The 26063-nt window shown below is 40.4% G+C and carries 24 protein-coding genes; 8 read left to right on the plus strand and 16 right to left on the minus strand.

Going from position 1 to position 26063, the window contains the following annotated elements; translation table 11 throughout:
* The first annotated feature begins 21 nt into the window (after nt 1-21).
* Together dapD and TI10_RS12620 are read left to right on the plus strand one after the other, a co-directional pair.
* Nucleotides 22-846 (plus strand): 2,3,4,5-tetrahydropyridine-2,6-dicarboxylate N-succinyltransferase, encoded by an 825-nt coding sequence (gene dapD, locus TI10_RS12615; protein ID WP_049583685.1) that lies wholly within the window; start codon nt 22-24, stop codon nt 844-846.
* Nucleotides 847-1060: 214 nt separating this feature from the next.
* Nucleotides 1061-1447 carry a DUF3461 family protein gene (locus tag TI10_RS12620; protein ID WP_036781518.1) on the plus strand — a complete coding sequence of 129 codons (387 nt, stop codon included), beginning with the start codon at nt 1061-1063 and terminating at the stop codon, nt 1445-1447.
* Between the two features lie 57 nt (nt 1448-1504).
* Here the strand turns inward: TI10_RS12620 and TI10_RS12625 are convergent, their stop codons facing one another.
* Nucleotides 1505-1954: a flavodoxin gene (locus TI10_RS12625; RefSeq protein ID WP_049583686.1), complete on the minus strand. Its 450-nt coding sequence runs from the start codon at nt 1952-1954 to the stop codon at nt 1505-1507.
* A 487-nt stretch (nt 1955-2441) separates the two neighbouring features.
* Here TI10_RS12625 and TI10_RS12630 point away from each other — a divergent pair, with 487 nt between their 5' ends.
* Nucleotides 2442-3623, plus strand: a complete 1182-nt coding sequence (locus TI10_RS12630) for a hypothetical protein (RefSeq protein ID WP_049583687.1) — start codon at nt 2442-2444, stop codon at nt 3621-3623.
* A gap of 119 nt (nt 3624-3742) precedes the next feature.
* On the opposite strand, the gene TI10_RS12635 is transcribed toward TI10_RS12630, so the two are convergent.
* The 6 genes from TI10_RS12635 to syd form a co-directional block, all read right to left on the minus strand.
* Nucleotides 3743-4954 carry an MFS transporter gene (locus TI10_RS12635; protein ID WP_074524976.1) on the minus strand — a complete coding sequence of 404 codons (1212 nt, stop codon included), beginning with the start codon at nt 4952-4954 and terminating at the stop codon, nt 3743-3745.
* 23 nt (nt 4955-4977) lie between these two features.
* Nucleotides 4978-5838 carry a glutamate racemase gene (gene murI / locus TI10_RS12640; RefSeq protein ID WP_049583688.1) on the minus strand — a complete coding sequence of 287 codons (861 nt, stop codon included), beginning with the start codon at nt 5836-5838 and terminating at the stop codon, nt 4978-4980.
* 9 nt (nt 5839-5847) lie between these two features.
* The gene (locus tag TI10_RS12645) at nt 5848-6819 is read right to left on the minus strand and encodes a Fe(II)-2OG oxygenase family protein (protein WP_049583689.1); all 972 of its coding nucleotides are present in this window, start codon (nt 6817-6819) and stop codon (nt 5848-5850) included.
* A gap of 685 nt (nt 6820-7504) precedes the next feature.
* Nucleotides 7505-8251 carry a tRNA pseudouridine(65) synthase TruC gene (truC, locus tag TI10_RS12650; RefSeq protein WP_049583690.1) on the minus strand — a complete coding sequence of 249 codons (747 nt, stop codon included), beginning with the start codon at nt 8249-8251 and terminating at the stop codon, nt 7505-7507.
* Between the two features lies 1 nt (nt 8252).
* Nucleotides 8253-8585 (minus strand): YqcC family protein, encoded by a 333-nt coding sequence (locus tag TI10_RS12655; RefSeq protein ID WP_049583691.1) that lies wholly within the window; start codon nt 8583-8585, stop codon nt 8253-8255.
* Nucleotides 8586-9109: 524 nt separating this feature from the next.
* Nucleotides 9110-9664, minus strand: a complete 555-nt coding sequence (syd, locus tag TI10_RS12660) for a SecY-interacting protein (RefSeq protein WP_049583692.1) — start codon at nt 9662-9664, stop codon at nt 9110-9112.
* A gap of 160 nt (nt 9665-9824) precedes the next feature.
* On the opposite strand from syd, the gene queF reads away from it, so the two are divergent.
* The 3 genes from queF (at nt 9825) to xni (ending at nt 12984) form a co-directional block, all read left to right on the plus strand.
* Nucleotides 9825-10673: an NADPH-dependent 7-cyano-7-deazaguanine reductase QueF gene (queF, locus tag TI10_RS12665; RefSeq protein WP_049583694.1), complete on the plus strand. Its 849-nt coding sequence runs from the start codon at nt 9825-9827 to the stop codon at nt 10671-10673.
* 122 nt (nt 10674-10795) lie between these two features.
* Nucleotides 10796-12163 (plus strand): nucleotide 5'-monophosphate nucleosidase PpnN, encoded by a 1368-nt coding sequence (gene ppnN, locus TI10_RS12670; RefSeq protein WP_049583695.1) that lies wholly within the window; start codon nt 10796-10798, stop codon nt 12161-12163.
* A 62-nt stretch (nt 12164-12225) separates the two neighbouring features.
* On the plus strand, nt 12226-12984 hold the full coding sequence (xni, locus tag TI10_RS12675; RefSeq protein WP_049583811.1) for a flap endonuclease Xni: 759 nt from the start codon (nt 12226-12228) through the stop codon (nt 12982-12984).
* Here the strand turns inward: xni and TI10_RS12680 are convergent.
* From TI10_RS12680 to TI10_RS12715, 8 genes are all read right to left on the minus strand, one after another.
* A complete protein-coding gene (locus tag TI10_RS12680; protein ID WP_049583696.1) occupies nt 12981-14354 on the minus strand; it encodes a TolC family outer membrane protein in 1374 nt (457 codons plus the stop codon). The two genes, xni and TI10_RS12680, sit on opposite strands and share 4 nt — an antisense overlap.
* 2 nt (nt 14355-14356) lie before the next feature.
* A complete protein-coding gene (locus tag TI10_RS12685) occupies nt 14357-15685 on the minus strand; it encodes an HlyD family type I secretion periplasmic adaptor subunit (RefSeq protein ID WP_049583697.1) in 1329 nt (442 codons plus the stop codon).
* A gap of 75 nt (nt 15686-15760) precedes the next feature.
* On the minus strand, nt 15761-17491 hold the full coding sequence (locus TI10_RS12690; RefSeq protein WP_049583699.1) for a type I secretion system permease/ATPase: 1731 nt from the start codon (nt 17489-17491) through the stop codon (nt 15761-15763).
* A 59-nt stretch (nt 17492-17550) separates the two neighbouring features.
* Entirely contained in the window at nt 17551-17955 is a 405-nt protein-coding gene (locus TI10_RS12695) for a protease inhibitor Inh/omp19 family protein (RefSeq protein WP_175445341.1), read from the minus strand.
* A 53-nt stretch (nt 17956-18008) separates the two neighbouring features.
* Complete coding sequence (gene prtA, locus TI10_RS12700; protein ID WP_265378666.1) at nt 18009-19463, minus strand: serralysin; 1455 nt, start codon at nt 19461-19463, stop codon at nt 18009-18011.
* Nucleotides 19464-20598: 1135 nt separating this feature from the next.
* Nucleotides 20599-21699, minus strand: coding sequence for a 23S rRNA (cytidine(2498)-2'-O)-methyltransferase RlmM (gene rlmM, locus TI10_RS12705; RefSeq protein ID WP_049583701.1), 1101 nt, complete (start codon nt 21697-21699; stop codon nt 20599-20601).
* A complete protein-coding gene (locus tag TI10_RS12710) occupies nt 21692-22087 on the minus strand; it encodes a DUF423 domain-containing protein (RefSeq protein WP_049583702.1) in 396 nt (131 codons plus the stop codon). The genes rlmM and TI10_RS12710 overlap by 8 nt, the downstream gene beginning before the upstream one ends.
* Nucleotides 22088-22151: 64 nt before the next feature.
* Nucleotides 22152-23072 (minus strand): transcriptional regulator GcvA, encoded by a 921-nt coding sequence (locus TI10_RS12715; protein WP_049583703.1) that lies wholly within the window; start codon nt 23070-23072, stop codon nt 22152-22154.
* A 423-nt stretch (nt 23073-23495) separates the two neighbouring features.
* Between TI10_RS12715 and csdA the strand changes: the two genes are divergently transcribed.
* Both csdA and csdE read left to right on the plus strand, forming a co-directional pair.
* The gene (csdA, locus tag TI10_RS12720; protein WP_049583704.1) at nt 23496-24734 is read left to right on the plus strand and encodes a cysteine desulfurase CsdA; all 1239 of its coding nucleotides are present in this window, start codon (nt 23496-23498) and stop codon (nt 24732-24734) included.
* Between the two features lie 20 nt (nt 24735-24754).
* On the plus strand, nt 24755-25234 hold the full coding sequence (gene csdE / locus TI10_RS12725) for a cysteine desulfurase sulfur acceptor subunit CsdE (protein ID WP_049583813.1): 480 nt from the start codon (nt 24755-24757) through the stop codon (nt 25232-25234).
* Here csdE and tcdA read toward each other — a convergent pair.
* Nucleotides 25206-26018, minus strand: a complete 813-nt coding sequence (gene tcdA / locus TI10_RS12730; protein ID WP_049583705.1) for a tRNA cyclic N6-threonylcarbamoyladenosine(37) synthase TcdA — start codon at nt 26016-26018, stop codon at nt 25206-25208. The genes csdE and tcdA overlap by 29 nt on opposite strands.
* Nucleotides 26019-26063: the final 45 nt, after the last annotated feature.

Here is a 26063-nt window from a genome sequence, read left to right on the forward strand (position 1 = left end):
GATAACCAAGGAACCGATGCAATGCAGCAATTACAATCCATTATCGAAAATGCTTTTGAAAACCGCGCAACGCTTACTCCAGCAACAGTCAACCATGAAACACGTGATGCTGTTACTCAAGTCATCAATCTTCTGGATAGTGGAAAACTGCGCGTTGCAGAGAAAATTGACGGTCAGTGGGTCACTCATCAATGGCTAAAAATGGCTGTACTGCTCTCTTTCCGTATTAATGAAAATCAGATCATTGATGGCGCAGAAAGCCGTTATTTCGATAAAGTTCCGATGAAATTCTCTGACTATGATCAGGCAAGATTTGAAAAAGAGGGCTTTCGCGTAGTACCTCCTGCGACAGCACGTCAAGGGGTCTTTATTGCCCGTAACTGCGTACTGATGCCTTCCTATGTCAACATCGGCGCTTACGTTGATGAAGGAACAATGGTAGATACCTGGGCAACAGTCGGCTCCTGTGCCCAAATTGGTAAAAACGTCCATTTATCCGGTGGTGTCGGCATCGGCGGCGTATTGGAACCATTGCAAGCTAACCCAACCATCATTGAAGACAACTGCTTTATCGGCGCCCGTTCTGAAATTGTAGAAGGTGTCATTGTCGAAGAGGGTTCAGTGATTTCAATGGGTGTCTATATCGGTCAAAGCACCAAAATCTATGATCGTGAAACAGGCGAAATCCATTATGGTCGCGTCCCTGCGGGTTCTGTTGTTGTCTCTGGCAACCTCCCATCAAAAGATGGTAGTTATAGCCTGTATTGTGCTGTCATTGTCAAAAAAGTGGATGCCAAAACACGAGGAAAAGTGGGCATTAATGAACTACTTAGATCGATAGATTAAACTTTAAAATAGCGGATAATAAATAAGTCCGCTATTTTTTTGCTTTTTATCATCATTACCGACCTCAGTCAGTGTTATTAATATAGGGAGTTTGAACGCGGGCAACGTGCACAACCTGGAACGGATACAGCGTACATAAGACGTTTGAGCACGACCCACATTCAAAATAACGTATAAAATAACCTACTGGGAAAAATACCCTTAAGGTGGCGCCATGTACGATAATTTAAAGAGTCTGGGGATCACATACCCCGAAGAAATTGACCGCTATAGTCTGCGTCAGGAAGCTAACAACGATATTCTGAAAATCTATTTCCGCAAGGATAAAGGTGAATTCTTTGCTAAAAGCGTGAAATTCAAATATCCGCGTCAACGCAAGACTGTAACTGCAAACAATACAGAGCAAGGATACAAAGAGATCAACGAAATCAACACTAACCTGCGTTATGTGATTGAAGAGTTGGATCAAATTTGCAAACGAGATCAAGCAGAAGTCGATTTGAAACACAAAATTCTCGATGACTTACGTCATCTTGAACACGTTGTTGCCAACAAGATTGCCGAGATTGAAGCCGATCTGGAAAAACTAACCCGTAAATAAAACGGTTCTATTAATTACACCGCTTATATCCTATCCGGTATAAGCGGTGTATTTCGATTATTCAACTAATCCCCCCCACTGTTTAATCCAAGGCTGAGCAAAAACTTCCGGTTCAGCTTCTTCCACCGCATCTACCATCAGAACTTCGCCGATTCTTATTGCTCCTTGCTCTTGTAGTAAATCATCAAAAGTACGCCCGCCGCCACAAAAGTTCTCGTAGCTGCTATCTCCCAAAGCGATCACGCCATAGCGTAATTCTGGCTGATAACCCAATTCATCTCGCAAAGCATAATAAAGCGGCTGAATATTATCAGGTAAATCCCCTTGCCCAGTCGTTGAAGTAATAACTAAAACCGTGTTATCAAGATAGGATTGCCACTGCTCCAACTCCCCTTCTTCAAATACTTCGATATCATGACCTTGTTGTTCAAGGATCTGCTGTGCTTCTTCTGCAACAGCAAGCGCGTTGCCGTAAACAGTACCAACAAAAATACCAATCTTCGCCATAATTTATTATCTCTTCAAAGGAATTATCAGTTATCCTCGCTGGCAACAGCAGAAAACTCAACCCTTCCCAAATCAGGGATAATTACCTTTACCAGCTAAGCCATCTCATCAAAGCAAATATTGCCACTATTAAGTTCATTCTGTCATGTAAACAGCACTAATGACTAATCATATATCTAATAAACTAATTACGAACAGACGTAGCGATCAATAACTGTAGTTATTCTACATAAAACGGTAACAGGTAATCATCAAAAATATCGTTCTCTGTGACAACCAAGATCAAGTAACAGAAGTGAAGTCATCTTAAATCAAGTTATTTAGCCAATAATAATTCAATGTTAAAATCACTTTTTTAAACGACTTTAGTTGATAATATTGATATTAATATGAAAAATGACCATATCCTTTTTTTCAAGATTAACAATAGTATTATGAAATCAATAGAACAGCACAAATAAGCACTAAATAAAGGAAAACCATCACTATGTTTAACAATAGAGCTGTTGTGTTGAGTATACTATTAAGTGCCGCAAACATCACCGGTTCATCCGGCCTGATGATTTGGGTAGATACCATGCTTAAAGATGGCGGTATGATTTTAGACGCTTACATTCCTGTTTTTTCCTATTTATTGGGGTTATCTCTGGGATGCATGACCATATCTTTTCTTATTCGAAAAATGAATATTAATTTTTTTGAAAAAAATATTTTTGGATTATTTTTATTATTAGCAACTACAAACTGCATTCTCTTTGCAAGAGAAATAATACTTATTCCAGTTTGGTTGGATGCTCTACATAGAATATTATGGGGGGTAATAAGTGGATTTATTGTCATAATGGGAAGAAATATCCTTATAACCGCAAGAAATGAAAATAAAACGAATAATGATTTTACTATTTTAAGCTTGGCGTTATTAAGCCTACCCTTTTTAATTCCTATTATTTTCTCTTTTTTAGGTTTAAATTACCGCACATCAGCAGACCTTTTTGCTGCTTTTATTTACTCTACTGCTTCAATTATCTATTTCACTGGCTTTAAAAGCCATAATTTAAAAAACAATAATTTAAAAAAACAAAAGCAGGATCTTAAAGATTATGTAAAAACAACCAATAAATTAGTCGTTTTCTTTGCCTTTTCCAGTTTAGTGATAATCAATGTTTGCTTTCTCCTATCCTTAATGATTATGCCAGCAATGCGAATAAAATATTTTGAACATATTGATATGATTCAAATGTATATCATATTACTGATTATATGGTTCCCCTGTGCAATTGGGATCATGAAAGTCATCAAATCTGCACTTTTAACCAAAAGAATCATGGTAGGTAATATGATGCAATTATTTTCTCTCGGATTCTGTTTACTTGGCATTATGATAAATTCTGGCATACTCTATTTATTATTTACAATTATGGTATTTTTAGCTAATACCATTATGCAACCTGTTTTTTTCTCTTATCTGGGGTTATATTCAAAAAATTCTCTTTATACTTTGGGTATGCAATCAGGGATTTATGTATTTATTACTATGATCATTCTTTTTTATACTATTTATTTAGGTGTTGATATTAAAGAAATCGTTGCTGGATTTACAATATTATTAATTTCATCAATAGTTATCTCGACTATTTTTCTCTTTACTATTAATTATAAAAAACAATAAAGCCAGCGTAATTATTATATTAAAACACTTATTGTCAATGGAGAATAAAAAGCACCTTAAAGTGCTTTTTATACAACTATTGATGACAAGCAATAAAGATACAATAATTATATCCTATATTAGCCTGCTAATACCTTTTTATTTCTAAAGTAAGTACTTAGTAAAGTAAAGAAAGTAAAAAGTATCAGTAATATCCAACTTAAGTTATAACTACCTGTAATATCTCTTAATATCCCTACTAATGGCGCAATAACAATCACAGAGACTTGGTTAGCTGTCATAGCCAAACCCAAAGCAAATCCCACCCTATCTTTAGGGGCTGTGTCTGCTATATAAGCTACCCAAGGGCCATACCAACCTACTCCAAAGAAACCAAGCAAGATCATTAATAGGAATAAAAAATAATAATTATCAGTTTTAATAAAAAATAAAATAGCGATTCCAATCAAAGAACAAAATAAGCAACATAATACTTGAAAATATCTATTTGTTTTTGTTCTGTCACTCCAAGCAGCTAAGGCTATTCTTCCTACAACCCCAGAGATAAGAGCTGAGAATAATAAAGTTGCACCTATAGATGGAGAAATTTTTAGCTCTTCATAAAAATAAGAAATTAGATAAATAACCACACTATATTGAATAGCTGTTAAACAAGCGCCAGACAACATAATATTAAACATCGCAGGTTCTTTAACCATCAATACTTTATTTCGGATAGTCGATATAATATTAATATGCCGTATTTTCTTTGCTCTAGGATCTTTATCTTTATAAAATATAAAAAAAAGTGTAGCCCCAAAAATAGCAATACATCCACTAGCAAAGAAAGCAAAATGCCAATTAAAACGAATTGCCAAAAATGGTAGAATTAAACTTGCCAAGGCCCCTCCTAAGGGCAATCCTGCTTGTCTAATCCCCATAGCAAAACCTAACTGACTTTTCGGAAACCAATTAGAAACGGATTTTGCCCCACCTGGTTGCGCAGAGCTATATCCAATCCCAAGAATAAATAAGAGTATGAGAATTGCATAATAGCTATCAAAAAATAGGGTAAAACATAAAGTCATTCCAACGAAGAAAACACCTATACTTACCACGTACTTTTCATTAAACCTATCAAGTAATTCTCCAGCTACTAGTAAGCCAAATAATGGTGCAAGTTGGGCAGACGATACTAGTAACCCAATTTGGAATGCAGATAACGACATCTGTTGCTGTAATAGTGGAGCGATAGAACCTATTCCTTGAACAAAAAAACATGCACATGCCTGCGTTATCGTAGCTATAAATAACACTGTCCATTTATAACTTTCAATATTTTGATTTATCACGAATTAACTATCCTAGAAGATCTTTATAAAAAACCACTATATGTATATGGAGAAGTAAAGTTATCAACCTTACTTTGTTCTGTTAAGAATAAAAATTTCTGAATTCCCTTTTGAGAGTTAATTTGGCTAATCACCTGATAAAGTGAGTTGATGGCATCATAGGCAGGAGCCACCCATTCCTTAACATTTTTAAAAATATACTTTAATTCATCTTTAATATTAGGAAAGTGAGTGCATCCTAAAATCACGACATCCACATTATCAACTTCCTCCTTTGTCATTAATCTTAATATTAAATTTTCTATATCATTGGTTTTTAATGATATTCCTCTTGATTTCATCTCTGAAAATTTAACCAACTCTGTTAAGCCTAACTTTTTAAAGATAAACTTATCATCAATTAACTTTGCACATATATTATTAACATACTCACTGTTAATTGTATTAGGTGTAGCAATCAGAAGAACATTCTTTTTCAAAGAGATCTGAAAAGCCTCTAAAATAGGAGAGAGCACCTTAATACAAGGCATTTTTAGCTTTTCTATAAAACTGTTACTCAATAAAGTTGATGCTGTATTACAGGCAATGATTAAACCAATTGGCTTAAATACTTGTATTGCTTGCTCTAATAGATCTTCTATTCTTTCTAGTAACAAAGTTCTACCCTTATTTCCATAAGGATATAACTTATTATCAGCAATATAAACGACGTCAGTACCTAAAAAAAATTTTTCTATATATTTAGATACTGACAAACCACCAACCCCCGAATCAAAAATCAATATTCTAGGTGCATCAGTGTTTATTTTTTCTATAGAATCGCCATTAGCATTGTAAAATGCTATACTTTTTTTTTCTAAAATAATCGTATTTTCAACTAACATAAAAACCTCTTAAGCAATGATAGCTCGACTTTGAACAGATCCTCGCATTCCTCGAGATTTCTTTAAATCAGTTGTAAAGACAACTCTTGCTAACCAACGTGCTTTTTCTCCAAATAAAGGTTCATATGCATCCCTGGCGTGTACACATCTAAAGTTATCAACAAATATGCAATCTGAAGTATTTAAAACAACTGATTTTTTATTTTTATTAAAAAAATCAATTATCTTATTAACTGCTTTTATTTCATCTAATGAATTGTTATCTAGGTTCAAAGCAGCAGCATTAATTCTTACATAAGGCTCTTCTTTTGCACCAAATAATATGGCTTGACCTTCTTCATTAACAATATTTGAAGTTGAATGAATTGGATTATGAGAAATATAAAACCTGTCCTGAAAAAGCAAATCCTTTTCCTTATCAGTAAGTTCAATACCGTCAATACAAGAAATTGTTGTTGGTGCTCTTTCTTCATTTCGCATACAGACAAGTCCCAAGAACTCAGCTCTTGCTGGGTGAAAGGCATCTTCTACATGAAACCCGAAATCTTTATTTGAACCACTGCTTGAATTAGGGATATTTTGTAATTCTTCGAAAGGAATAATATTATTGTATATACTACCATTTCGTTGGGAGGTAAATCCCATACCTTCTCCCAATAAAGATCCATATAGACCTAATAATATTTTTGCATCATTAATTTTATATCCATCTTCTAATTCTATTAATTTTCTCGGAGTTGGTTGAACACCATTAAGTAAAACAGGGTTATCTTTAACATGAATAGCAGCATATTTCTCATGCCTCTTAAAATGATAAAACTCTTCTCTAATACTACGAGGCAACTCTTGTGCGAAAATTGAGGCTCTTTCTAGAAAGTCATATTGATTATCTAATTTCTCATCAAAAACAATATGATCTATTAAATCTTTAATCACTTTACTTTCATTTTGATCAGGTTTAATTTCCTTAATATGTGTCATCTTCCTACTCTAATATAGTTAATATAACAAAGACCAATTTGGTTCAGGGAATTTATATTTTTTTAGTTTAAAACAAAATTTAATTTACATTTATTTACATTTTTATTATTTCCAAAATTTTATTTTATTCATAAATTTCAAAATTTTACATTATCTATGTGTAAAAAAAACACCTCTTTTCAAATCGAACAAAATATTTACGAAAATAATGTTTAAATCTATTTTTTTAAAAAAATAATGCATTTTTTATTTAAATACTAACATAATATTACACTAGGAAACTTTTAATCTAAACAAGGTAGAAACTGAGTGTTTGTTTATTACTCATCGTATTAAAACCAACTATCAGTACTTTATCCATATAGGCGCTATTCATGTTGGCCTGTTTTCGTTTGTCACGAATACTGGCTTTTTTGTTGTTTCCGCACGAAACATATTCAAAGTCAGATCATATACAAGCCAGAATTTCAGCAATATCACCTGTTGGTTCTTAAACTTACGCCTAACTCAACGCACTAATGCTTTGTTGAGTTGTCCGAATATCTTGTACTTTCTGAGTATCATGGAATTAAGCCAAGCCGCTGTCTACCTATTTACGGATGCAAAGCAAGACTAGGTTACTTCCGTCGAGAGCTTGCTTTGCTTGTAATAATGGCAGGGCAGCGAGAGTCAACGACGGCTTCCGCTAATTACTATCATATTCCAAATCGGGGATAATACCTTGCCAGCCAAATTGTTGTATTAAATGCTGCCATGACGCATCCCATTTCGCCGTAAGCGATAATTTCTCACCCGTAACAGGGTGATCTAATTCAAGATAACTGGCATGAAGCATCAACCGACTGGTTTGATAATGAATGGTAACTCCTCTGTTTTGCCGTAAATCGCCATGTGTCGTATCACCAATAATTGGGTGACGAATATGTGCCATATGGCGTCTCAATTGATGTTTTCGGCCTGTTTTCGGTGTCAATTCCAACAAACTAAAGCGTGATGTAGGATAACGGCCTATCTCTACCGGACATTCTACCGTTGCCAGTGGTCGGTAATAAGTCACACAAGGCTGGGCCTCTTTATCGCCATCTGCAAATTTATCCGCGATCCTGTCCAGTTCCTCAACCAGAGCGTAATCAATAATAGCTGATTCCAACACATAACCGCGCACAACAGCATGATAAGTTTTTTGTAACTGATGATGTTCAAACTGTTGAGAAAGCTGACGGGCAACATCGCTGGAAAGCGCCATCAGCAATACACCTGACGTTGGTCTATCCAGACGGTGTACCGGGAAAACATGCTGACCAATCTGATCACGCAATGTTTGCATAACAAAGACAGTTTCGTGACGCGCCAACCAGCTACGATGAACTAACCACCCCGCTGGCTTGTTAACCGCCACAATATGATCATCCTGATATAGTATTTCCAACATATCAGGCATTATCCTGCATAAATAAGCGATCCAACGCACGAAGATGTTCAAGCAGTTGCTGGTAACGCCCGGTAGTATCTTCTTTATAAGACTCCTCAAAGTAAGGCGCGATAGCAAATGCCGTGGGCAACGCCAATCCTTGCTCTAGCAATGCATACATTCTCGGAATTAATACCCACTGCAACCACTCTTCAGCTAACATCGTATCAATGGAAAATGGTTCAACACTTTCGAAAGCTTCCGGTCTAGGCGGATGACTCTGCCACAAGTCAATTGCCCTCATGGCTTCTTCAATTAACTGTAATTTATGCAGAATTTGTTTTGCAGTACTCATATTTTCAGTCTGACTCAGTTTTTATTCAAAACAACCAAGTTCGCAAGAATACCATCGATACCCCTTAAGCTGAAAATTTGCTTGCTCCGCCAAATAAGAGAAGGGAGCGAACAAGCGCTCCCCTTAAGTTGATTTTATAGCAGTCCCGCTAATAATATGCTCCCTGCTCACTCCTTGAAAAATTGTCCCTAGTTGGTTATCCCTTTCCTATCATTTTATTTATGTTGCATACGATCCTGTTATGCATTGCGTCATCCTGACCATCATCACTTATCTGTCCTTGAGAAATTGTGCGCAATGATTCCTTTCCCGCTAAGGACAGCATGAATTAATTCGTTCGATGAAACAAGCTACACATACTGGAACCAGTAAGTGAGGAAAGGGAATAAAATCTGTGATTATTTATAGCCTATTGAAATAAAATGAAAATAATAAACTAACGTGAAACTCACAAAAGTAAACAATGATATCTCTTACATGAAGTGTAAGAGATATCTTACAAATGCAACGTTAAAAATCCGGGCCTAACGAATAAAGACAGGTTTAATTGCACCAAGAAACCCAATTAAGTCGGTAAATAACCGCGTTCGTTTATGGCTACCAAATTGCTCCAACATCACTTCACCGGTCAAATTACACAGAGAAATGATACCCATATCATCTGATTCCATCGTCGCAATAAATGCCGTTGGCGGCAGTTTCAGCCGCTTCTGCGTCACCAAATGTCCTATCAGGTTTTCCTGTAAACGGATAAAGTCATCTTCACTCCAGACCTGAATCAAACTAAAACGTTGACCTTCAAACGCTACCGTCATATCACCGGCCAATTGTGATGTATAAAAATCATGAATTGCCGGTTGTAATTGAATATCCAGTGCAACTTCGACGCTATTCAGCTTATCCTCTAAAGGAAAAGGCTGTGGAAGCCAATAAACTATGCTGTCGCCAGTCTGGGTAATACAAGGTGATGGTACACCATAAAGTTCACGGCTGGCAGGGGGAGCTCCAGTTTCCTTCTGCCACAAATCGACATAACAACGGGTAAAATTAGACAACGCTTCTGTAACATTAGAAATCATATTATTTTCAACCGGTAACTGTTAGGGTGTACTTAGCAATTTTATAGTAAACCAAAGATAGTAAACTGAGCGAACAAATAAAATTCAGACAAACGCGCTAACTTGCTAAACTTAAGCCATCACCACTAGCCATCACCACTATCAGATTTTGAGGAACAACATGTCGTTATATCGGGATCACCAAGCTCTTGAGCAACTTACACTGGGTAAGACCACTTTATATCGTGACCAATATGATGCCAGCTTATTGCAAGCTGTACCCCGCAATATGAACCGTGAACCGATGGAAATTTTCCCTGATAATTTGCCGTTTCACGGCGCTGATATCTGGACACTATATGAGCTATCATGGCTGAATAGTCGCGGCTTGCCACAAGTTGCTATCGGGCATGTTAGTTTAAATGCAACAAGTAAGAACCTGATTGAATCTAAAAGTTTTAAGCTTTATCTGAACAGCTTTAACCAGACTCGTTTTGAAAACTGGCAAGTCGTTGAAGAAACACTACAGCGCGATCTGGCTGCTTGTGCTAAAGGCGAGGTGGAAGTGACACTTCATCATTTAGATCATTTCAATAACCAGCCAATCTCTGCTTTTACAGGTGAATGTATTGACGATCAGGATATTGAAGTGACTGAATATGATTTTAATCGTCATTATCTGCAAGGTGCAGCACAAGGCCCGTTGGTAGAAGAAGTTTTGGTTAGCCATCTGCTAAAATCTAATTGCCTGATCACCCATCAACCTGACTGGGGATCTGTCCAGATTCACTACCAAGGGTCAAAAATCAATCGGGAAGCTCTGTTACGTTACTTGATATCATTCCGGCATCACAATGAGTTTCACGAGCAATGTGTTGAGCGTATCTTCAACGATTTACAACAGTTATGTGCGCCAGAAAAGCTCTCAGTCTACGCTCGTTATACCCGTCGCGGGGGATTAGATATCAACCCGTGGCGCACAAACAGCGCAAGCTTTGTTCCAGAAACAGGCAGATTAGCACGTCAATAAATCCGTTCTAAATCTGTTTTCCTAAGCGCAATTTTTGAAAAATAAGCTGAAATAGGGTATGTAATATATTCAGTTTAGTGATATTGATATGTAATCCATACACGGTATACAAGGAGTCATTCTTGATCACACATATCAACCCACTTGGCTCGATGGATTTATTATCTCAACTTGAAGTAGATATGCTAAAGAGTACCGCAAAAAGTGATCTGTATCGCCTGTTCCGTAATTGCTCACTAGCCGTACTCAATTCAGGTAGCCAAACCGATAATAGTAAAGAACTGCTCTCTAAATACACCGATTTTGAGATTAACGTACTGCGCCGTGAGCGTGGAGTAAAACTGGAGCTGGTGGAGCCACCAGAAGACGCATTCGTTGATGGCAAAATTATTCACTCACTACAAGCTAACCTATTCGCAGTTCTGCGGGATATCTTGTTTGTCCATACACAGATTAGCGATCCAGGACAACAGGATTATTCCGATTCAGAGAATAGCGCGCATATCACCAACAGAATATTCTCTATTCTGCGCCATGCCAGAGCTCTGCATACCGATGACGATCTCAACATGATCGTCTGTTGGGGAGGCCACTCAATTAGTAAGCAAGAGTATCAGTATGGCCGTAAAGTCGGTAACCAGCTTGGGTTACGCGGACTGAATATCTGTACTGGCTGTGGCCCCGGAGCAATGGAAGCGCCGATGAAAGGCGCGGCTGTCGGCCATGCCCAACAGAATTATAAAAATAGCCGTTTTATTGGTATCACCGAACCATCAATCATTGCGGCTGAACCCCCAAATCCATTAGTGAATGAGCTGATTATCATGCCAGACATCGAAAAACGTCTGGAAGCTTTTGTTCGTATCGCTCATGGTATCGTTATTTTCCCAGGAGGTGTCGGTACAGCGGAAGAATTACTTTATTTGCTAGGTATTCTGATGAATCCAGAAAATCAGGAGCAAGTCTTGCCATTAATTCTTACCGGACCAAAGGAGAGTGAGGCCTATTTCCAAGTTCTGGACGAATTTATTGTTCATACATTGGGCGAAGATATGCGACGTTACTATCACATCATTATTGATAACGCGCCTGAAGTTGCCAGAATAATGAAAGAAGCGATGCCATTAGTGAGAGATAGCCGCCACAGTACCGGTGATGCATATAGTTTTAATTGGTCAATGAAGATCAATTATGATTTGCAACAGCCGTTTGAACCCTCCCATGAAAATATGGCTGATCTTAATCTTCATCCTGATCAACCACCTGAAAAACTGGCAGCGTCACTGCGCCGGGCTTTTTCCGGGATTGTTGCAGGTAATGTGAAAGAGGTGGGTATTCAAGCGATTGAAAAACAAGGTCCATTCAAAATCCACGGGGATGTTAAAATAATGGGTCATATGGATAAATTATTGAAAGACTTTGTGGAACAGCATCGGATGAAACTACCGGGAGGCACCGCCTACGAACCTTGCTACGAAATTATCAAATAAAATTACCTGAAAAAATATCTGCGCTCCACGGATGGAGCATTATGTTATTAAAGTGGCCCTATATGATACACCTTCTTATTGTTGATGCTCTTAACCTTATCCGACGCATTCATGCTGTGCAAGGCAGCCCATGCATTCCTGCTTGTGAACATGCGCTAAGGCAGCTTATCCAACACACTCACCCCACACATGCCGTCGCAGTATTCGATGAAGAGAATCGCAATCACAGTTGGCGTCACCAAATACTACCTGACTACAAAGCCGGCCGTTCGCCCATGCCTGACAACCTGCAACAAGAAATGCCGCAAATCAGGGCATCATTTGAGCAACAAGGCGTTGCCTGTTGGCACGTAGAAGGGCATGAAGCTGACGATCTAGCCGCGACATTGGCCGTAAAAGTGACTTCTGCCGGTCACAACGTGACGATTGTTTCTACTGATAAAGGGTATTGCCAGTTACTTTCACCCAATATCCGTATCCGTGACTACTTTCAAAAACGCTGGTTGGATATGCCATTTGTTCAACAAGAGTTTGGCGTTTTACCAGAACAACTACCTGATTATTGGGGGCTTGCGGGGATAAGCAGCAGTAAAATTCCGGGGATTCAGGGGATCGGGCCGAAAACCGCTGTCACTTTACTACAACAGGCCGGTACACTGGATAATCTGTTCCAGAACCTCGACCAACAACCCGATAAATGGCGCAATAAACTAGAATCCAATAAAGAAATGGCGTTTATCAGCCGGGAAGTTGCGTCATTACGTACCGATCTGACTTTAAGTGGTAATCTGCAACAACTCCGGCTGACAACAGCAACTTAACGAAAATACTTCGCTATCTTATCCAGATGTTCGCCTTTTAATTCTCCGGCCTCACTAAGCAGGCCGACCCAAGATTTAATATAATTATACTTTGCTTGTGAGAGATCACGTCGGGCAGTATATAACTGCTGTTCAGCATTCAAGACATCCACATTAACCCGCTGCCCAAGCGCAACACTTTTACTGGTCGCGTCTACCTGCAAGCTAGCTGATTCAACCGCCATTTCATAAGCACCGATCCGTTTTTCACTATTTAGGTACTGATTATAATTGCGGCGTAGTGCATTAAGGATTTCTCCAGCCTGAGCATCAAGATCATATTTTGTCCTGCCATAGTTGGCTGCCGCCTGACGTACAGAGGCAGATGTAGCACCACCATTATAGATATTCATACTCATCCGCAAGCCAATGGTATCAGTTCGATATTTTTGATCTATGGTATTATCGCTACTTGATTCGTTTTCAGAATGGGAAGCGTAGAGCTCTAGCCTAGGTAAATAACCCGCCCGATTACGCTGCACTTCATGGTACGCGGCTTGCACTTCCTGACGAGAAGCAGCCAAAACCGGGTTGTTAGCCAATGCCAATTTTTCCCACTCCTCATAACGCTCAGGCGACAACCTCAATATACGGAAACGCTTTTTATCTGACAGCCGTTGCACAGGCAAATCAACAGGGAGGGGAGCGCCCACAATTAGCTGTAAACTTCGGATTGCCGCATCCAAATCGTCTTTGGCTGCTATCTCATCAGCAATCGCCTGACTGTAACGGGATTGCGTTTCCACCACATCAGTACGTGTCCCTTCGCCAGAACTAAACAATTTCTTATTCAGTTCCAGTTGCTTTTCATAAGCCATTTTCTGCCGTATAACTAAATCAATCTGATCCTGTGCATAAGCCACATCCACGTAAGCATTCACAACCCGAACAGCCAATTGCTGAAAACTTGCCCGAAAACGCTCATTGCTCATCAAAGTGTGAGCCTGGCTGGCTTTATAGCGAGCCCATATTTCAAAATCGATCAACGGCTGAGTCAACACCACAGCCGCATTATAACTGCTATATTGACGATCCCGGCTGCTGGTTGTCTTCCTGCCCCAGATATCATACCCAACAGACTCCATATGTTGCCAATTCCGCGGTGAATTCTGATAAGACATTATGACCTTAGGTAACAATTCTGCCCTGCCGAGCTTTGCATACTCTTCACCGCCCTCCCGCTCTTTCACGGCGGAGAGAAAAGTAGGATCATTTTCTAACGCCAGCGCATAGGCCTCAGTTAAACTCAATGCCCATGCAGGAAAAGAGAACAGACTGACGCTGAAAAGAATCAGCAAACCAATTGATAAAGAAGCATTATTCAGTTTCATAATCACTCCTCTATCAACGATGTTGAAGCCCGATCCCACAATGGCTTAAACAGATAACTTAATAGAGAACGGGAACCCGTTTTAACAAAGACTTCAACCGGCATCCCAGGTCTGATATCCAACCCTTTTAGTTTTTCCATCCCCTTAGGAGAAACAACTACTCTCATCTGATAATAAGGTTGACTAGTGACTGGATCGACCAACCTATCCGCGGAAATCACGGCGACTTTGCCTTCAACTTTTGGCGTCCGATTTTGGTTAAAAGCGGTGAACATCAGATCCACATCTAACCCTTTGCTAATCTTATCCGCCAAATTAACTGCAACACGCGTTTCCACTTCAAGCGCCATCTGGTTCGGCAGAATTTCCATCAATTTTTCGCCGGGAGCAACAACCCCGCCTTGGGTAAAAATATTTAATCCCACAACCGTGCCGTCAACCGGCGCAACAATTGAGGTATGAGTCAGTTCAAACTGTGCCGTATCCAGCTTATTTCTATATTCACTGGCAGAGACCTGAACCTCCGCTAATTGCGTGCGCACTTCCCGCTGATAGTCTGCTTTGCGCTGAATAATGCGCTGCTGTGTTTCCTGTAACTGTTTTTCAAGCTGACCTGCTCGTCCTGCCATTTCCGCTACGCTGCTATTGAGTTCAGCCTGTTCACGCAGAAGTTCCAAATAACGATTACGCGGAAAATAACCCTCATCCGCTAAAGATTTCAGATTAGTTATCTGTTCTTTAAGCGCCGCCTGCTGCATACGCTTACTGATAAGAGCAGATTTCAGCCCTTTAATTTGAAAATCTATGCCTTCGACAGACTGCTCAAGCCCTTGCAAATCGCTTCTCAGCACCTCTCGGCGTGATACAAAAAGTTGCTTTTGCAGTTCGATAATCTCATGCACCCGCGGTTCAGATTGTAATTGCTGTAATATGTCGGGGAAAATTAGCGCTTCATCGCCATGCTGCTCTGCCAATAAACGGGCTTCCGTCGCTAGTGTGGTATACAGTTGATCTTGAAGCGCATCGACCTGTGCCTTTGCCTGCACCTGACTGAGCTGGACGAGTGTCTGACCCGCTTTTATCGTTTCTCCTTCAACAACCTTAATCTGGCTGATAATACCGCTTGCCGGGGCCTGAACTGTTTTACGATTGCCATCCACAACCACCACACCGGAAGATGCAACGCCTTTATCCAACGGTGCGAACGCGGCCCAAATGAGAAACCCCAAGATCCCCACACCAATTACGAACCATCCTAGTCTCAAAAAACGCCTTTCTTCCAAAGGCAACAGTCCTTTTTTATCTCTTACCGGCGTAACCTGATCAGACATATCCACTCCCGGACAGAAATCTCCGTCTCAGCTATTTGATATTATTATAATTAAATGCACATTTACCTATGCTAGCTACGATGCCTGCGCGACTGCTTTGGTTGCAGAATGTTCCTGACTATTATTTCTTTGCGATAAAGCGGCCATCACCTGCTGAGACGAACCGAACATCTTCATTTTCCCCTGAACTAGCAGCAATATTTTGTTTGTCTGTGATAACAATGAGGTGCGATGAGTAATCACAATCACTGTTTTTCCTTGCGCTTTTAGCTGAGAAATCGCCTCATTCAATGCTCTTTCTCCTGCCTCATCCAGGCTGGAATTAGGTTCATCCAACACCACCAATGACGGCTCGTCATACAGCGCACGAGCAAGGCCAATTCGCTGTTTCTGCCCGCCAGATAACCCCACGCCTCCAGCGCCAATGACGGTGTCATAACCCTTATCAAGGGCCAATATCAGCTCATGAACGCCCGCTTTTCTCGCCGCTTGCACCACCTTTTCCGGCTCCACTTCATTAAAACGAGCAATATTCTCAGCAATGGTGCCCCCAAATAGTTCAATATCTTGCGGCAAATAGCCGATTGAGGAGCCCAATTCATCTTTGTTCCATTGATAAATATCTGCATTATCCAGACGAACAACGCCTTCTTGTGCAGGCCATATTCCTACCAGCAACCGGGCAAGCGTCGATTTGCCGGACGCACTGGGGCCAATTAATCCCATCACATCGCCGGCATCCAACGAAAAACTAATATCCTCTAACACAACCTTACTGTTTCTTCCCGGAGGCGCCGCGGAAACTTTATCCACAAACAAATTTCCTTTTGGCACAGGCAATGACATTCCTGGTTTCCGCTCCGGTTGTTGCTCCAGCAAATTTGTTAACCGCTGCCATGACAAACGTGCGCCACTCCAGCCTTTCCAGGCTTGAATCAATTGTTCAATCGGTGAAAGCGCACGTCCCATCAAAATTGAAGCCGCAATCATCATGCCCGGCGTAATATGCCCACCAATCGCTAACCAGCCTCCTAATCCAAGGATCAGTGACTGCAAGGCCAAACGCACTGTTTTAGTGACTGAATTAATTACTGAAGCCCGCTCACTAGCAATGCGCTGGAAATTGAGAAAACGCTCATGTAATCCAAACCATCTCCGACGTAGCACTGGCAACATACCTAACGCCTCGATAACTTCAGCATTACGTAAATTAGTGCTGGCAAGGCTCGCTGAGCGTAGAGAGAGTTTACTGGCTTCGGATAATGGCTGACTTGATAGCCACTGATTCAGCACAGCCAAGGCAATCAATACCAGCGCGCCTCCCAATGACAACAGACCAAGCCAAGGGTTAAAAAGAAAAATAACCAACAGATAGATTGGAAACCAAGGGGCATCAAAGAAAGCAAACAAAGCATTACCCGTCAGAAACTGGCGGATATTAGCCAAATCATTGAGCATCTGACCGGCATCCGTGGTGCCATTTTTCAGATTAGATTCATAAGATGCAGTATAAACCCGGTTATTCAGCTTCATATCAAGCTGGCTGCCAATGCGGATGACAATCATGCTACGGATATATTCCAGCATTCCCATCATGGTAAACATGCCGAGAGTAATCAGAGTCAACATCAGCAAAGTGATTTCATTACCCGACGGTAATACTCTGTCATAAACCTGCAACATATAAACAGACGGAACTAACATCAGCAGGTTAATAAAGGCAGTGAACAACCCGATAGCCCAAAATACCCGGCTACGAGCACGAATGACATCAGTAATTTCATCCTTCGGGAGCAGTAATTTCACATTATTTCCTTATTTTTATTTTTTAAAAATATAACTATCTGATGTTAATGTTTTCTTCCTTATTCATTTTTCTGATTAGTCTTATTGGGCTTCATCACTAATTCCCGACCATCGGCAAAACGGGCAAACCAACCATCTGGCTCATGAGCGAAGAAAGCCAAACTACTACCCTGTTCATCAGTAATTGTGAGACCATCTGGAGTCGGCCGCCAACCGGCAGGCACTTCGCCAAACATATACGCCAAACAATCGTTATCACCATTAAGTGACCAAATTGATCCCTCTGGTAAGGGTTGGTCAGTCAATGACACATCACATTGTTGATGTTTATCCAACAGTCGCCACACGCCTTTCAATTCACTGGCGTGTGGAAGAGCAAGGCTACTTGCCATACTTCCTCCGATAATGCTGAATGTAAGAGCAACAAAGAATGCAAATTTCAGATACCAAGCTGCAAAAACCATGCCGCCTCCAAACGAATAACCGCATCCAAATCAGATGCGGTTGTGTTGTTGTGTTATGCAAGAATGAAATCAGACTCTAATATTGGCTCTCCGACAATCTTCACCCAAAAATCATCGTAGGAAAATTTACCGCCCAAATTAATGGCGAAATCATTCACCTTATCAACCGTGTTATAACGAAGCACAGCTTCTCCGACTGCCCCCGTGAATTCCTCTACAAATTTAACTCCCCCCTTCCCGGCTTCACCTAGATCGAACAGTGACACATCAATCTTGTCTTTACCGGAAACAAAGTCATGGATCCAATCACGCTCAAGAGGAGGTGATTCCTTGGCACTCAGGTAGACAAATGTATCGTTGCCTTCCCCACCCCAAAGATTATCTGCTCCCAAGCCACCGTAAATGATGTCATCGCCAGCCCCACCTTTCAGAGTATTGGCGGCGTCATTCCCGATCAAAACGTCATTACCGCTACCGCCAATCGCATTTTCAATCGTGACGCCACGAGCAATAGAGACGTTTCCTTTTAGTCCACCGACATCGGAGAAAGAGGCTTCATTCAGATTGATGCGTTGATCTTGAGTAAAACCAGAGAAATCAAACGTATCATTGCCGCCTGTATCCCAAGCAGTGAACAACAGCTTGCTGTTCTCATCTTTTGCGGTATAGAAGTCACGATCGGTGTTGGAATTAAAACCATATACTGTGTCATCAGCACGGATGGTATTATTAGCGCCGTATACCGCTTGAATGGCAGAAATATCGTTAAGTAATGGTGCGGAAGAATAAATACCTTTAAAATCCTGACCAGTATTTTTCTCACTAAAATAACTCATGACGGTATAAGCACGGCTATCTTCAAAATAAGTAGCGCTGTTCTTATAAGTCGGGCTTACCTTATCAGACGCATTATAATCAGCCGGATGTTGCAACCCCAGAGTATGACCAATTTCATGAGTAAACGTCTGACGGCCATAACCGTTTACATCGATATCATTATTGGAGAAAGTACGGCTTTTTGCGTTATACCAAGTGCCTAACTGTGTCTTCTCCGGCCTTGGCAGATAAGCAAACGCGTAACTCCCCGTCAAACTAACATCAAAGAACCCAAAGGTGATATTCGCTTCTTTAACATCAGTGGTTTCAACGAAATCGATATTAGCAACATCGGCCCAAGATTGTATTGATAGTTTTGCAGATGCTCTTTGTGCTTCATTAAATGCTGAAAATTCAGAAATATGCCACGGCATATCATCTGGCTTACTTTCCAGGAAAGTATACTTTAATTGGAAAGCTTTAGATTTATCGTCGTCCTGATTCCCCCAACGATAATCACCCCGGATTAATTCTTTAGCAGCATCTTTACTAGGCTCATGCTCAACGACAATATTAGAATCCTTACCTGGTATATAAGCCTGTAACCATTTCAGCAACTCATTTGCTTTTGCTGAACCGCTAACGTCTTCCGAGTATGAAATTTTCTTCTTTAAAGACATATATTTCTCCATAAATTCAGGACTTAGATATAAAAATCTTTTTATTTTATTAAATACAAGTCAATAAAACCTGAAAACAACAGACCAACCTTGGTCATACAAATTAACAACTAAAATCCCTTTCACATAAACGTAACATTAAAGTTAATTATGTAAAAAGCAATTAACATATTTTTTTAATATAAACGTGATAAAAATAACATAAAACAAATAAGCGATTGTTTTATATAACATAACTATTTAAGGCGAAAAAAGTGCCGCTAATTTCTTTGTGGTATTTTCTTACTGATTAATTATCTATTTATTTAACTATCCATGCAGTAAACTTTAAAAAATTTATAGCATTATTATTGATAATTTTAATCAGCAATTATCCCAAGCCGTTATATGAATAGACAAAATCAGAATAATCGACCGCTTTTGACTGAAATATTGAACGATATGACGTATATACGAAAAGACTCTAAACCAGTAAACACCTATATATTATCAAACAAATTAATAACAATTTAATAGAAACTTAATTAAATCAGTAAAAAATATATATCACAGAGCGGTTAACATTTCCTTTATTATAACCCATCTGCCCCAATATAATTAATTCATATTTGTATTTTTTGAGCATAAAATAACAATATCAACATATATGATTAATTCATAAATATATTAAATCAAAAACAGAAATTTAATCTTATATAATATAAATATCATTTCAATGTTAATATCACAATTAATTTTCACACTTAAAATATTAATCAAAAAATTTATTTTCATCATTTTATAATTTTAATTTATCAAATTATCTCATATTAATTTATCGTTTAATCAAACGATTGCAATAATATATTTATTTTTCTATTTACCTTAAGTTAAGTAAAAAAATCAACAATTTTAAGACACAAATCATACAATATTTACTGTCACATTAAATAATAATCACCTGATAATAGAGTATTATGTAATACCTTCTTCACTGAAAAAATGAATTACATCCTCCTAATACACTCACTTTAGTCCACACAGTAACGAGAGATAAAAGGCAACAATGTCATTTAATATTGAAAAAAACGCCTCAGAATATAACGGAGGCGTTTTAGGAAATCTTATTTTATCGGTTTATTACAGAATAGTGATCAACAATCGCGAATTAGTAATCATTCCGGCTAGCTGCATAAGCAGACCAAATACGACGGACATGAACCGTTATTTCTTCCCTGTCATGATAAAGGTGTTTTGCCTGAATTTGTGCATTTATCCCCCCCTCTTTTAATTGCAAGTTCATTTTCTGCAAATTATGCGCAACTTCTTCATAACGCTTTTTCATCGGTAATTTGAGATTAAAAATCGCTTCCCGACACCAGCCATTAACCAACCAATCTGCCATTAACTGTGTCACTTTTGCTGGTTTTTCCACCATGTCGCATACCAGCCAATAAATGTTTTTTGCCGAAGGTTGAAACTTAAAACCATCAACTTTGTGATGCCTAACCTGCCCGGTATCCATCAAGCTTTGCGCCATCGGGCCATTATCTACCGCATGAACCATCATGCTACGTTTCACCAATTGGTAAGTCCAACCACCGGGACACGCGCCTAGATCAACCGCATATAAACCGCTAGCCAGCCGCTCTTCCCATTCATCATATGGGATAAAAACATGGAACGCCTCTTCCAGTTTTAATGTTGAACGACTCGGTGCATCCGAAGGAAATTTTAGCCGAGGAATACCCATATAAAATGGCGAGTTATTGTTACTGTAAGAATAACCAACATAACAGCAACCCGGAGCAATAAAGAAAACGTGTATTACCGGGCGGTTAACGCTTTCCCGCATCAGCAAGATCTTTTCCTGACGCATAGCATTACGCAATGGAACAGTAAATTTTCGGCAAAATTTTAATAACTCTTTGCTTTCATTAGTATCAGGCACCTCAACCCGTAATTCGCCTGCACGCTCAATGACGCCATGCAGCATACCTATAATCGGGCTTATCCGATCTTCAGGAGGCAAATCTCGCAATAATTCACCCACGACCAGCATCTGACGGGCAAAAATCAGCTCGCGAAATGGGATCTCACGAATCAGCCGATCAGCATCTTCATGTTGATAACACTCAAACAGGACATAGCCACTGTTATCTTTCACCCGGGCAAAACCGTAAATCTCTTTTTGACCCGCTTTATCAGTGATTTCTGCTGCACACTCTTTTTCAAAACCAGGGCGGCAATATAAAGCTATTTTATTCATGGCGAAGCGCCGATTTCCTTAGACGCAAAGCGCCAATTAATACTAAAAACCAGCCGATAAGAAAGCTAAATCCTCCAACTGGCGTAATATACGCAAAAAATTTAACCTGCAACAAGGCCATACAATAGAGACTGCCGCTAAACAACAAGATACCTACTGCAAAAAAGACGCCGCTCCAGTAAAACCAGAGCACCACTTTACGCATTAGCATGGCAGACATCGCCATCATTGCCAGAGTGTGAATACCCTGATATTGCAGACCAAGATCAATCCAACATATCTGATATTTTTCCATCATCGGAGATAATAAATGTGACCCTACAGCACCAAACGCCACATAGAAAAAACCACTAAGGCCAGCAAAGATAAGCATTAAACGACTATTCACTGTTATCTTCCTTTTTCATATTCTCTCTGAGAGCTTTTACCGCTCGTAATGCCTTATTCCATCCTTACTCATTGGTAATAAAGCCCAATTTCTCCTGCTCACTGGCTGCCTGCGCCAAAACCCATTGTCTGAACGCGGCAATTTTCCCCAATTCAGCCTGACTGTCATGACAGACAAGGTAAAATGCATTCTTACTCACTAACACATCATTAAATGGGCAAACTAAACGTCCCGCATCAATTTCAGTCCGAGCCATGACATTATTTGCCAGTGCAATACCCTGCCCGTGAACAGCAGCCTGGATCACCATTGCACTATGGCTAAATATCGGCCCTTGCTGAACATTTATCTGCGACTGCATATCAAGCTGGCGCACATACGCTTGCCAGTCACGACGAGAAGAATCGTGCAACAACGTATGACGCGCCAAATCTGCGGGAGTTTTCAAAGGATTCTCTCCAGTCAATAACGAAGGAGAACAAACGGGAAGCAAATATTCTGCGTAAAGACGATCAGTACGTAACCCCGGCCAATTTCCACGACCATAAAATATGGCAACATCAACATCATCAGCAAGCTTATCTTCTTCTCTATCTACCGCCTGTATTCTGACATCAATGCCTGGATAAGCTAAATTAAAACTGGACAGCCTGGGAACCAGCCACTGGATAGCAAAACTAGGTGAAAGACTCACCGTCAAAGCCCCTTTAGCGCTTCTGGCTTGAAGTTTACGTGTCGCTTCATTTATCGCCGTGAATATCTCTTTGATATCCAAATAGTAACTTTGACCTTCTTCAGTCAACAATAGTGATCGATTGCGACGACGAAATAACTTCAACCCAAGAAAATCCTCCAGACTTTTCATCTGGTGGCTAACTGCGGCCTGCGTCACAAATAACTCTTCAGCCGCCTTAGTAAAACTTAAATGACGCGCCGCAGCATCAAAAACCCGCAACGCATTAAGTGGTGGTAAACGTTTGGACATGTGAGCCCTTATGTAATGTTGGCGATACCGGTAACTCTTTATATTTAGTTATTAGTTTTTGTAATCCGAATCATTATAAATTGTCCCTTGAGGATACACCAGTAAATCCCTATAGTGGCGCCACTTCCTAAGCCGGAACGAAAAGTGAATCAGCTTAACGCTATGAAACTTTTGGCTTTGTGGTTGTGATGTTGTGTTTGCAAGTTGTCTGGGAAACCAGACCCTGTAGCTTAAGCTACTGTTTTTTTTTCACTTCCTGTACATTTACCCTGTCTGTCCATAGTGATTTTTTAATGCACCGCAGTTGCGGTGCTTTTTTTTGGCATAAAGAGTAAAACATGGCAATATTATTCCATGTAATAACCTATCCATTTTCAGCCAAAACAATCGGATACATAACCATAAAACAAAATTAATACACTCATGAAAAAGTTCGAACCAGAACAGTTCCGCCAGCAATTTCCAGCGCTACGACAATTTCCAGCACAACAATTTCCGGCACAACAACAGACGGTATTTCTGGATAGCGCAGCCACTGCTCTCAAACCACAAGCGATGATAAAGGCAACCCAAGACTATTATCAAAACAGTAGCGCTACCGTACATCGCAGCCAGCACCAAGCAGCGCTGGAAATCACATCCCGCTATGAACATGCTCGGCAACAAGTTGCTGAACTCATCAACGCTCCGAAAGCTGAAAATATTATCTGGACAAAAGGAACAACAGAATCCCTCAATCTAGTTGTTCAAAGTTATTTCCGCACTCATCTCCGGCCCGGTGATGAAATTATCGTCAGTGAGCAGGAACACCATTCCAATCTGATCCCTTGGTTAATGTTGGCAGAACAAATCGGCGCCAAGGTTATTAAATGGCCTCTAAGCAATGGCAAGTTGCCTGACATCAACATCCTGCCTGAATTGCTAAACAAACACAGTCGATTGATAGCCATCAGCCAAATGTCCAATGTAACTGGCGGAACAGTTGATCTCTCTGCAATAACGGCAATAGCACACCAACACGGTTGTCTGGTCGTTGTGGATGGCGCCCAAGGCGTTGTTCACAATCCCATTGATGTTCAACAATCAGATATCGATTTCTACGCATTCTCTGCTCATAAACTCTATAGCTCGAACGGTGTTGGCGTACTTTACGGCAAAAGCGAGTTACTTAATGCTATGTCTCCCTGGCAAGGCGGCGGGAAAATGCTCTCCCACACTTCATTCAACGGTTTTACACCAGAAGCGGTACCTTTCCGGTTTGAAGCAGGCACACCAAATGTTGCCGGTATTATTGGCTTTTCTGCCACGCTGGAATGGTTGCAAAATATTGATATTGCCAAAGCCGAGGCTCATGCAGTCGCACTTGCTGACTATACCGAAGCACAACTCTCCGCTTTACCCGGATTTATCAGCTATCGCATTGCCGGTTCCAGCTTATTGGCTTTTAATTTTACCGACATTCATCACAGTGATTTGGCCGCCATTCTGGCGGAACAAAATATTGCTTTACGTTCCGGTCAACACTGCGCTCAACCCCTGCTCGAAGCTTTAGGCATCAGCGGCTGTTTGCGCGCCTCTTTTATGCCTTACAACAATCAGCAGGATGCCGATGCTTTAATTCAAGCAGTAAAATTTGGCCTTTCTCTATTACAGGATGAATGAATTACAGGATGAATGACATTATGACTCAAGCCGCTGAAAACCGGATTGCACCACACCCATTTGGCCGGGAAATCAGCCAACAACAGCTCATTGCAACCTTTGACCAATGTCGCCAATGGGAAGATCGTTATCGCCAGTTAATCTTACTGGCAAAGAAACTGCCGGCACTGCCCGAGAACTTGAAACAGCAAGAGACTGAAATGTCCGGCTGTGAAAACCGGGTTTGGTTAGGGCATCAATTACTGCCAGACGGTCATTTGCATTTTTATGGCGACAGCGAAGGCCGCATTGTAAAAGGTCTACTGGCAATGATCTTGACTGCCGTAGAAGGAAAAACACCGGAACAAGTTTTAGCAACTAACCTGTTGGCGCTGTTCCACCAACTTGGGCTGGAACAGCAGATAAGCGGCTCACGGATGAACGGCGTGAAGTCGCTGATTAATACCGTGCAAAACGCCGCAAAATCTTATATCAAAGATCGCCTTGACGTTGCGCCTTAGCAACCATCTTTTTCAGGGCATGAGAAACTGCCACAAATCCAAATGTCGCCGTGACCATCGTTGCGGCGCCAAAACCAGAAGCGCAATCCATACGCTTAGTTCCCTCGGCGGTACTTTTGGCGGCACAAACAGAACCATCACTCTGCGGATAAACCAATTGCTCGGTTGAAAACACACAATCAATGCCCAATTTTCCTTTACCATTCTTCACAACACGATAATCAGATTTCAGCCTTTCTCGCAGTTTAGCCGCTAAAGGATCCTGAACTGTTTTCGCCAAATCAACAACCTGAATCTGAGTCGGGTCAAGTTGTCCACCTGCGCCGCCGGTTGTGACCAGTGGAATTTTATGGCGACGGCAATAAGCCAACAACGCCGCTTTCGGCCTGACACTATCGATAGCATCAATCACATAACTGAATCCAGCCGCCATCATCTCTTCAACATTATCGGGTGTGAGAAAATCATCAACACAAGTCACTTTGCACTCTGGATTAATCGCCAAAATACGCTCGGCAATCACTTCTGTTTTTGGTTGCCCAATATGCTGTTTTAAAGCATGTAATTGGCGATTGGTATTGGTAATACATACATCATCCATATCAATCAAAGTGATCGCGCCGATTCCTGTACGAGCCAAAGCCTCAGCCGCCCAAGAACCCACTCCACCAATACCCACAACACAAACATGAGAATGGCAAAACAAAGAGAGCGCTTTTTGTCCATATAAACGGGCAGTTCCCGCAAAGCGCTGCATATATGCATCAGAAAGAGAAGCTTGCATTACTGAATATCAATCCTGAAAACCTGTTATAAAATGTATGAAGAG

The organism is Photorhabdus luminescens subsp. luminescens (assembly GCF_001083805.1).
GTDB lineage: Bacteria > Pseudomonadota > Gammaproteobacteria > Enterobacterales > Enterobacteriaceae > Photorhabdus > Photorhabdus luminescens.

What these genes read in the sequence shown, in the direction of transcription:
- dapD (WP_049583685.1), top strand. Translation starts at nt 22, where the DNA reads ATGCAGCAATTACAATCCATTATCGAAAATGCTTTTGAAAACCGCGCA.
- TI10_RS12620 (WP_036781518.1), top strand. Translation starts at nt 1,061, where the DNA reads ATGTACGATAATTTAAAGAGTCTGGGGATCACATACCCCGAAGAAATT.
- TI10_RS12625 (WP_049583686.1), bottom strand. Translation starts at nt 1,954, where the DNA reads ATGGCGAAGATTGGTATTTTTGTTGGTACTGTTTACGGCAACGCGCTT.
- TI10_RS12630 (WP_049583687.1), top strand. Translation starts at nt 2,442, where the DNA reads ATGTTTAACAATAGAGCTGTTGTGTTGAGTATACTATTAAGTGCCGCA.
- murI (WP_049583688.1), bottom strand. Translation starts at nt 5,838, where the DNA reads ATGTTAGTTGAAAATACGATTATTTTAGAAAAAAAAAGTATAGCATTT.
- TI10_RS12645 (WP_049583689.1), bottom strand. Translation starts at nt 6,819, where the DNA reads ATGACACATATTAAGGAAATTAAACCTGATCAAAATGAAAGTAAAGTG.
- truC (WP_049583690.1), bottom strand. Translation starts at nt 8,251, where the DNA reads ATGTTGGAAATACTATATCAGGATGATCATATTGTGGCGGTTAACAAG.
- TI10_RS12655 (WP_049583691.1), bottom strand. Translation starts at nt 8,585, where the DNA reads ATGAGTACTGCAAAACAAATTCTGCATAAATTACAGTTAATTGAAGAA.
- syd (WP_049583692.1), bottom strand. Translation starts at nt 9,664, where the DNA reads ATGATTTCTAATGTTACAGAAGCGTTGTCTAATTTTACCCGTTGTTAT.
- queF (WP_049583694.1), top strand. Translation starts at nt 9,825, where the DNA reads ATGTCGTTATATCGGGATCACCAAGCTCTTGAGCAACTTACACTGGGT.
- xni (WP_049583811.1), top strand. Translation starts at nt 12,226, where the DNA reads ATGATACACCTTCTTATTGTTGATGCTCTTAACCTTATCCGACGCATT.
- TI10_RS12680 (WP_049583696.1), bottom strand. Translation starts at nt 14,354, where the DNA reads ATGAAACTGAATAATGCTTCTTTATCAATTGGTTTGCTGATTCTTTTC.
- TI10_RS12685 (WP_049583697.1), bottom strand. Translation starts at nt 15,685, where the DNA reads ATGTCTGATCAGGTTACGCCGGTAAGAGATAAAAAAGGACTGTTGCCT.
- TI10_RS12695 (WP_175445341.1), bottom strand. Translation starts at nt 17,955, where the DNA reads ATGGTTTTTGCAGCTTGGTATCTGAAATTTGCATTCTTTGTTGCTCTT.
- prtA (WP_265378666.1), bottom strand. Translation starts at nt 19,463, where the DNA reads ATGGAGAAATATATGTCTTTAAAGAAGAAAATTTCATACTCGGAAGAC.
- rlmM (WP_049583701.1), bottom strand. Translation starts at nt 21,699, where the DNA reads ATGAATAAAATAGCTTTATATTGCCGCCCTGGTTTTGAAAAAGAGTGT.
- TI10_RS12715 (WP_049583703.1), bottom strand. Translation starts at nt 23,072, where the DNA reads ATGTCCAAACGTTTACCACCACTTAATGCGTTGCGGGTTTTTGATGCT.
- csdA (WP_049583704.1), top strand. Translation starts at nt 23,496, where the DNA reads ATGAAAAAGTTCGAACCAGAACAGTTCCGCCAGCAATTTCCAGCGCTA.
- csdE (WP_049583813.1), top strand. Translation starts at nt 24,755, where the DNA reads ATGACTCAAGCCGCTGAAAACCGGATTGCACCACACCCATTTGGCCGG.
- tcdA (WP_049583705.1), bottom strand. Translation starts at nt 26,018, where the DNA reads ATGCAAGCTTCTCTTTCTGATGCATATATGCAGCGCTTTGCGGGAACT.